Origin of the sequence: Marinobacter lacisalsi (genome assembly GCF_042651045.1) — a bacterium.
Lineage (GTDB): Bacteria > Pseudomonadota > Gammaproteobacteria > Pseudomonadales > Oleiphilaceae > Marinobacter > Marinobacter lacisalsi.
This window is the reverse complement of record NZ_JBHSDI010000053.1, coordinates 37,357-44,398: the sequence shown is the minus strand read 5'-3', so window position 1 is coordinate 44,398 and position 7,042 is coordinate 37,357. Positions and strand designations below refer to the sequence as shown.

Below are 7,042 nucleotides of genomic sequence, written 5' to 3'. Positions count from 1 at the left end.
CTCAACCCTAACAACCGCTTACTTCGTCATCCCGGGTCGCCGTTGCCGGCGTTCCCTGTCGAAGTGGGGCGCATTCTACAGCGCTGGCGTTTTCTGTCAACGACCTTTCAGAAAAAAGTTTCAGTTTCTTTAAAATCGATCAATCGACGATCAAAACCCGGGCGATCTTCTTCTTCCCGGCCTGGATGACAACACTTTCACCCCTGGCAAACCGGCGGCCGCTGTCTTCCAGCTGGTCTCCATTGATATAGACAGCCCCCCGCCCCAGGACATCACGGGCGGCAGCGCCGTTCTTTACCAGCCCGGCCAGCCGAAGGACGGCGGAGACGGGAAGATCCTCCTGACCTTCCAATGAGACCTCCACCTCCGGAACGTTCTCGGGAATCGCCCCCAGGGCGACGCGGTTGCCGGCAGACTTGTGCGCACTGGCAGCCGCTTCCGCATCGTGGAAGCGGGTAATGATCTCTTCCGCCAGGATCTTCTTGTAGTCCTGAGGGTTGGCTCCACCCTCAACAGCCCGGCGATATTCCTCTACCTCCGCCAGCGGCCGGAAGCTGAGCAGTTCAAAATAACGCCACAAGAGCTGGTCAGGTATAGAGAGCAGCTTGGTGTACATTTCGCCGGGCGAATCATTCACCCCGATATAGTTGCCCAGAGACTTGGACATTTTCTGGACGCCATCCAGCCCCTCCAGGATCGGCATGGTCAGAATGACCTGAGCCTCCTGCCCGTAATGCTTCTGCAGGATACGCCCCATCAGCAGGTTGAACTTCTGGTCAGTACCCCCCAACTCAACATCCGCCTTCAGGGCTACCGAGTCATAACCCTGTACCAACGGATAGAGGAACTCATGGATGGCGATGGGCTGCTCGGCACGGTAACGCTTGTCAAAGTCATCCCGCTCCAGCATGCGCGCGACGGTGTACTGCCCCGCAAGGCGAATCATATCGGCAGCGGTAAGCTTGCTCATCCAGTCGGAGTTAAAGACGACCGTCGTCTTTTCAGGGTCCAGGATCCGGAACACCTGCTCTTTATAGGTAATGGCGTTCTGCTTTACCTGCTCTTCGGTCAACGGCGGCCGCGTGGCGCTTTTACCCGTGGGGTCGCCAATCATGCCGGTGAAGTCACCAATCAGAAAGATGACTTCATGCCCCAGATCCTGGAATTGGCGCAGTTTGTTGATAAGCACGGTATGCCCCAGGTGAAGGTCCGGAGCGGTTGGATCAAACCCCGCCTTGATCTTCAGCGGGCGCCCCTGGCGAAGCTTTTCGACCAGAGCCTCCTCTGGAATCAGCTCGTCCACTCCACGCTTGATTATCGCCAGCGCCTCATCAACAGATGCCATAAACCTTGAACCCCATAGCAAAAACAGGCGCGTCCGTTACAGTCCCCAACAAAAGTAAGCTGAGCGTAACCGCAAACCCTGATACATTTAGACCGTTGCCGGCTCCCCGGCTCCGAAAAGAAAGCCGGGGGATTATATCAGCCGAATCAGGAAAATCTGCCGTCACACCTTGAATTCAACGTGACAATGCGCGCTTTTTATACGATTCAGCATGCTCTATACTTGAGCCACTACTTGAAACAGATCACACAAGCTACCGACGTAGCGAAAAAAACAGGTTGTTGACGTGATTAAAACGCTCCCCAAGATTCATTTGATCGCCGTTGCAGGTATTAGCCTCGTGGTTGGTTCCGTTCTGGTATTCAGCCCCAGTGCGGACGTTGAAGCCAAACGTATGACGATTGCTCTGGAAACCCCGGGCACCGCAAATACGGCCCCGGCTGATGACGCCAGCCTGGACAGCACCCAACCCGAAGCCCGGACAGACTCAGCCCCCCTGGCTGACGCATCGACTCCGGCGGCAGCTGAACAGACCCCGCCGGTTATAGAAGAAGCAGCCCAACCGGCGCCGCCGTCAGAGCCGGAACTGGAATGGACCGAGTTCAGGATTGAAAGCGGCGACACATTGTCCACACTGTTCAGCGAAGCGGGCTTCAATGATGGCCTGATGCTTTCGGTGATCCATGGCGGGGGCGAAGCCGACAAGCTGCAGCATCTCTACGTCGGTGAGCAACTGGCATTCGGCGCCACACCCGAAGGCGAACTGAAAGAAGTGCGCCTGGAACGCAACCGGCTTGAATCCCTCGTTATTGAACACACCGACGATGGCTACACCGGCGAGGTAGTCACCCGTGAGCCGGAGCCGCGGATGGCCTTCGCATCCGGCGAGATCCAGGGGTCGCTTTACCTGGCCGGCAAGGAAGCCGGGCTTGACGACCGCATCACCATGGAACTGGCCGGGATCTTTGGCTGGGATATCGACTTCGTCTACGACATCCGCAAGGGTGACAGCTTCGAGGTGGTGTACGAAGAACTCTACCTCGACGGTGAAAAGATCGACGATGGCAAGATCGTCGCCGCCCGCTTCGTGAACCGCGGCCGTGAAGTCATTGCACTTCACTACACGGATACCAATGGCGACAGCGACTACTACTCCCCGGATGGCAACAGCATGCGCAAAGCGTTCCTGCGCACGCCGATCAACGCCCGCATCTCGTCACCCTTCAACCTGCAGCGGCGCCACCCGGTGCTTGACGTGGTCCGCCCTCATGAAGGCACCGATTATGCCGCTCCGGTCGGCACGCCCATCAAGGCAGCCGGTGATGGCCGGGTTTCCTTCGCCGGATGGAAGGGTGGCTATGGTCGCACGGTGGTACTGAGCCATGGCGACAACATCACCACCCTGTACGCCCATATGAGCAAGCTCGGCAAGAACATCAACAACGGCACTCGCGTCAAGCAGGGACAGACCATCGGTTATGTTGGCGCGTCCGGCATGGTGACCGGCGCCCACCTGCATTATGAATTCCGCCTGAATGGCGTGGCCCGGAATTCGCGCACCATCGACCTGCCGGAGGCCAACCCGGTACCGGAAAGCGAACTGGCCCGCTTCAAGGCAGCCACCCAGCAACAGATTGCCCAGCTGAACACCCTGGGCGAGGGCTTCCGCCAGATCGCCATGGCCGAGGAAGCCATTTCCGACGACGAGCAGTAATCAATGCCCCTCTACATTGGCCTCATGTCAGGCACCAGCATGGACGGTATCGACGCCGCGCTGGTTGACCTGGATGAGGCCGGGTTAGGGGCAACTCTGCTTGCCACCCATAGCGAACCTATTCCAACCCCTCTCTACCACTCCATCATCAACCTCAGCCAGAATCGCGGCAGCCCTGATGAGCTGGGGCATTGCGACCGGGGCCTTGGCGAGTGCTTTGCCAGGGCAACCCAGAACCTTCTGGAAACCGCTGGTTACGGGGGAGCCGTTATCGCTATTGGCAGCCATGGTCAGACGATCCGCCATCAGCCTGAGGGCGAGCACCCTTTTTCACTCCAGCTTGGCGACCCGAACGTCATTGCCGAGCGCACCGGCATCACCACCGTGGCAGACTTCCGACGTCGCGACATGGCCGCGGGTGGCCAGGGGGCACCGCTGGTACCTGCATTCCACCACGCAGTGTTTTCCTCACCCCATGAGCACCGCGTACTTCTGAACATTGGCGGCATCGCCAATATCAGCTGGCTACGTGCCGGGGCTTCAGAAGCGTCCGGCGGCTTCGACACAGGGCCGGGCAACGGCCTGATGGACGCCTGGTGCCGGCGCCATACTGGCGAGGCCTACGATGAAGGAGGACGCTGGGCTCAAAGCGGCAAGGTTATCGCGCCGCTTCTTGATCAGTTGCTGACCGAGCCGTATTTTTCGTTGCCGGCTCCCAAGAGTACCGGCAAGGAACTCTTCAACCTGAACTGGCTGGATGCCCGGCTGGAGACCCAGCCCGACTACGCTCCGGAGGATGTGCAGCGAACGCTGCTGGAATTGACGGCCCAGTCCGTTGCCACGGCATTGCCGGGGGACCGCCCCCTCAGCCTGTACGTTTGTGGCGGGGGCGCCCTGAACACGGCGCTGATGTCACGACTGGGTGAGTTACTCGACAGCAAGAGTGTAACGGTGAGAACGACCACCGATCTGGGCATTGCCCCCGAGTGGGTGGAAGCCGCAGCCTTTGCCTGGCTGGCCAGGCAAACCATGAACGGGCTGGCCGGTAACGTACCTGGCGTTACCGGTGCCACCGGACCACGAATACTGGGTGCTATCTACCCTGCATGACCGCTTATCAGATCGCGAACGACGACCCGCAGCCACAGGTTGATGTGGCATTGGGGTTCTGAACCACAAACTGGGAACCCTGCAGACCTTCCTGATAATCGACGGTAGCACCAACCAGATACTGGTAACTCATGGGATCCACCAGCAGGGTTACGCCATCCCGTTCGACCGCAGTGTCCTCATCTTCCTGGCTGTCATCGAAGGAGAAGCCGTACTGGAAACCGGAACAGCCCCCGCCAGTGACGAAAACCCGCAGCCTGAGATCGGGGTTGCCCTCCTCCTCAACGAGTTCTTTCACCTTGGCGACCGCGTTGTCACTGAAAAACAGCGGTACCGCTATCTGTTCCTGCACTGCGCTCAATTCTGCCTCCCGACATCATGTTAATGACGTCATTATGGTATTCCTGAGTGTTTTGATCAACTACTCAGCAGCCTTGCGTTCATCAATCGGTACGGCCCCGGGCTCGCCGGGGCTGTCTTCCGGCAGATCATCGCCGGCACGCTCCACTGGCTCCGGCTTTCCGGGGCCGGCGAGGCGTCTCGGTAGACTATCAGGGTCCTTGCTGTGGACCATATTGCCGTTTACCGAGGCACCCGCTTCCATTTCGATCAGGTTATAATAGACGTTTCCGGTAATGGCGGCTTTTCCGGCCAGTTCAAGGTGCGCCAGCGCATACACGTCACCCTTCACCGTACCATTGATCACGATATTGGGGGCAACAATATCACCCTCCACTTCGCCGCACTCCGAGAGACGTAGCAGTGCGTTGTCGGCCTGCTCATCCGACACCACACACCCTTTTACCCGCCCGTCGATATGAAGGCCACCGGTAAAGTGAATATCACCCTCCACTCGGGTTTTCGCTGATATCAGGGTATCGAAACGACCGTGGGGACGTTTGGCTTTTGTTTTTTTCTTGCTGAACATATCAATTCTCCGCCAGCTGCCGCCATTCGAAGGTCCGCTCCGCCTGTGAGGCCTTGCTTCCTTCAGCCTTGGCAACCACCTGAACTTCATAGGGTTCAAAATTGTCAGGCAAGGTCAGCGTCCCTTCCACGTCCTGGAAATAACGGAAGCGGAAACGGACACCCAGATCCTCGACATCCTCTGACAGGTCCCTCAGTGGGATGACTTCCTGTTCACCTTTCTGCTCCCCTATGATATTCACTGCCACCACGCCCGAAATGTAGCTTTTGTTGTCACCTACCTGTGTCAGCACCAGTTTGAAGTCGTACCGTCGCTCGCCACGCACGTCCCTGAGTGTCAGGCGATCGACCTGCAACCCCTTGCTGGCTTCCGACGGTGCCATAATGTTTCGGTAAAAAGTGAGATCCGCTTCCAGATTGGCGATGGTCGACTCAAGGCCGGCAATGGTATTGCGGGCCGCATTCAGGGCCTGTTCATCGATAGCCTGGCTCCTTTCCAGGCGAACCTTTTGCTGCCGGACCTGGTCATACTCCTCCTTTACAGAGGATAGTTCCCGGGCAAGTGAAGGTCGACTCTGGGCAACATCCTCAATGCGGTAACCACCCTGGGACCAGCCCACACCATAGCCAACCAGCCCACTCAGCAAACACAGGATCAGCACCCCAACCACCCGCCAGGGGTGGGGCTTTCGCCGCCTTGGAACAATGACGAATTCTTCCTGGGGATGTCTCGTATCAGCCAAGGTGAAAGCCTCCGGCGACCATCAACAGGGTCATGGCAGCAGAGCGGGTGCCTGCAGGCCAGCCCGCTCGTCTAGACCGAACATGATGTTCATGTTCTGGACCGCCTGCCCGGCCGCCCCCTTGACCAGATTGTCGATGACCGAGCTGACAATCACGATGGGGCTGTCTTCCTGCCGGTGCAACGCCATACGGCAGCTGTTCTCGCCACGGACACTGCGGGTTTCCGGGTGGCTACCGAAAGGCATCACATCCACGAACGGCTCATCCCGGTACCGGTCCTCGAACAGGCCCTGCAGACGATCAAAGTCAGCCGGGTTATCAAGCTCGGCATAGAGTGTGGCCTCGATCCCACGGACCATTGGCACCAGGTGAGGCACAAAGCTGATGCCCACTTTGCCGCCGGCAGCCTGTTCCAGACCCTGACGTATTTCTGGCAGGTGCCGATGGCCAGAGGCTCCGTAAGCTTTGAAGCTTTCGCCCACCTCGCCGTGGAGCATGCCGATCTTGCCCTGACGCCCGGCACCACTGGCACCGGACTTGGCATCGGCCACCAGGTGACCGGTGCGGACCAGGCCGTTTTCCAGCAACGGCAGGAACCCCAGCTGGACAGCGGTGGGGTAGCAGCCGGGGTTGGCCACCAGCTCAGCGTTGCGTATGGCATCACGGGCCACTTCCGGCAGACCGTACACGGCCTTTTCTGCCCATTCCGCCGTGTCATGGGGCATGCCGTACCAGCGTGCCCATACGTCCAGATCCTTGATGCGGAAATCGGCAGACAGATCCACAATACGAACGCCCCGGGCCAGCAGCTCGGGTGCCATACGCATGGCCACACCATGGGGCGTGGCGAAGAACACCAGGTCACACTGTGCCAATACCTCCACATCCGGCTCGGTGAACGCCAGGTCGTAGTAGCCACGGAGATTGGTGTACATATCGGCTACAGCCATGCCGGCTTCCGTTCGGGAGGTAATACAGGCAACCTCCACCTGCGGATGTGTGGCCAGAATCCTGAGCAACTCGACCCCTGTGTAGCCTGTGCCGCCGACAATACCTGCTTTAATCACCGATCTCTCCTGTTTCTGGAAGCGCCTTGCTATAAGTTATTCGGACAAACTCCAAGTCTATCATGATAAACCAGTGTCTTATTGCAGCTGAGCGCGGGCTGGTTACAATGACCCACAAACTGCAGCATTAATGCA

The 7,042-nt window shown here is 58.6% G+C and carries 7 protein-coding genes; 2 read left to right on the top strand and 5 right to left on the bottom strand.

Features of this window, described 5'->3' with window-relative positions; translation table 11 throughout:
- Window positions 1–139 precede the first annotated feature (139 nt).
- Complete coding sequence (tyrS, locus tag ACFOZ5_RS14725) at window positions 140–1,345, bottom strand: tyrosine--tRNA ligase (protein ID WP_379888628.1); 1,206 nt, start codon at window positions 1,343–1,345, stop codon at window positions 140–142.
- A gap of 286 nt (window positions 1,346–1,631) precedes the next feature.
- Between tyrS and ACFOZ5_RS14720 the strand changes: the two genes are divergently transcribed.
- On the top strand, window positions 1,632–3,059 hold the full coding sequence (locus tag ACFOZ5_RS14720; protein WP_379888626.1) for an OapA family protein: 1,428 nt from the start codon (window positions 1,632–1,634) through the stop codon (window positions 3,057–3,059).
- A gap of 3 nt (window positions 3,060–3,062) precedes the next feature.
- Window positions 3,063–4,169, top strand: coding sequence for an anhydro-N-acetylmuramic acid kinase (locus tag ACFOZ5_RS14715; RefSeq protein WP_379888624.1), 1,107 nt, complete (start codon window positions 3,063–3,065; stop codon window positions 4,167–4,169).
- Window positions 4,170–4,176: 7 nt separating this feature from the next.
- Here the strand turns inward: ACFOZ5_RS14715 and erpA are convergent, their stop codons facing one another.
- From erpA to argC, 4 genes are read right to left on the bottom strand one after another with little or no spacing between them, the layout of a single operon-like run.
- Window positions 4,177–4,530, bottom strand: a complete 354-nt coding sequence (gene erpA / locus ACFOZ5_RS14710) for an iron-sulfur cluster insertion protein ErpA (RefSeq protein ID WP_379888622.1) — start codon at window positions 4,528–4,530, stop codon at window positions 4,177–4,179.
- A 60-nt stretch (window positions 4,531–4,590) separates the two neighbouring features.
- The gene (locus ACFOZ5_RS14705) at window positions 4,591–5,097 is read right to left on the bottom strand and encodes a bactofilin family protein (RefSeq protein ID WP_379888620.1); all 507 of its coding nucleotides are present in this window, start codon (window positions 5,095–5,097) and stop codon (window positions 4,591–4,593) included.
- A gap of 1 nt (window position 5,098) precedes the next feature.
- Window positions 5,099–5,839: a DUF6776 family protein gene (locus ACFOZ5_RS14700; RefSeq protein WP_379888618.1), complete on the bottom strand. Its 741-nt coding sequence runs from the start codon at window positions 5,837–5,839 to the stop codon at window positions 5,099–5,101.
- Between the two features lie 30 nt (window positions 5,840–5,869).
- A complete protein-coding gene (gene argC / locus ACFOZ5_RS14695) occupies window positions 5,870–6,907 on the bottom strand; it encodes an N-acetyl-gamma-glutamyl-phosphate reductase (RefSeq protein WP_379888616.1) in 1,038 nt (345 codons plus the stop codon).
- Window positions 6,908–7,042: the final 135 nt, after the last annotated feature.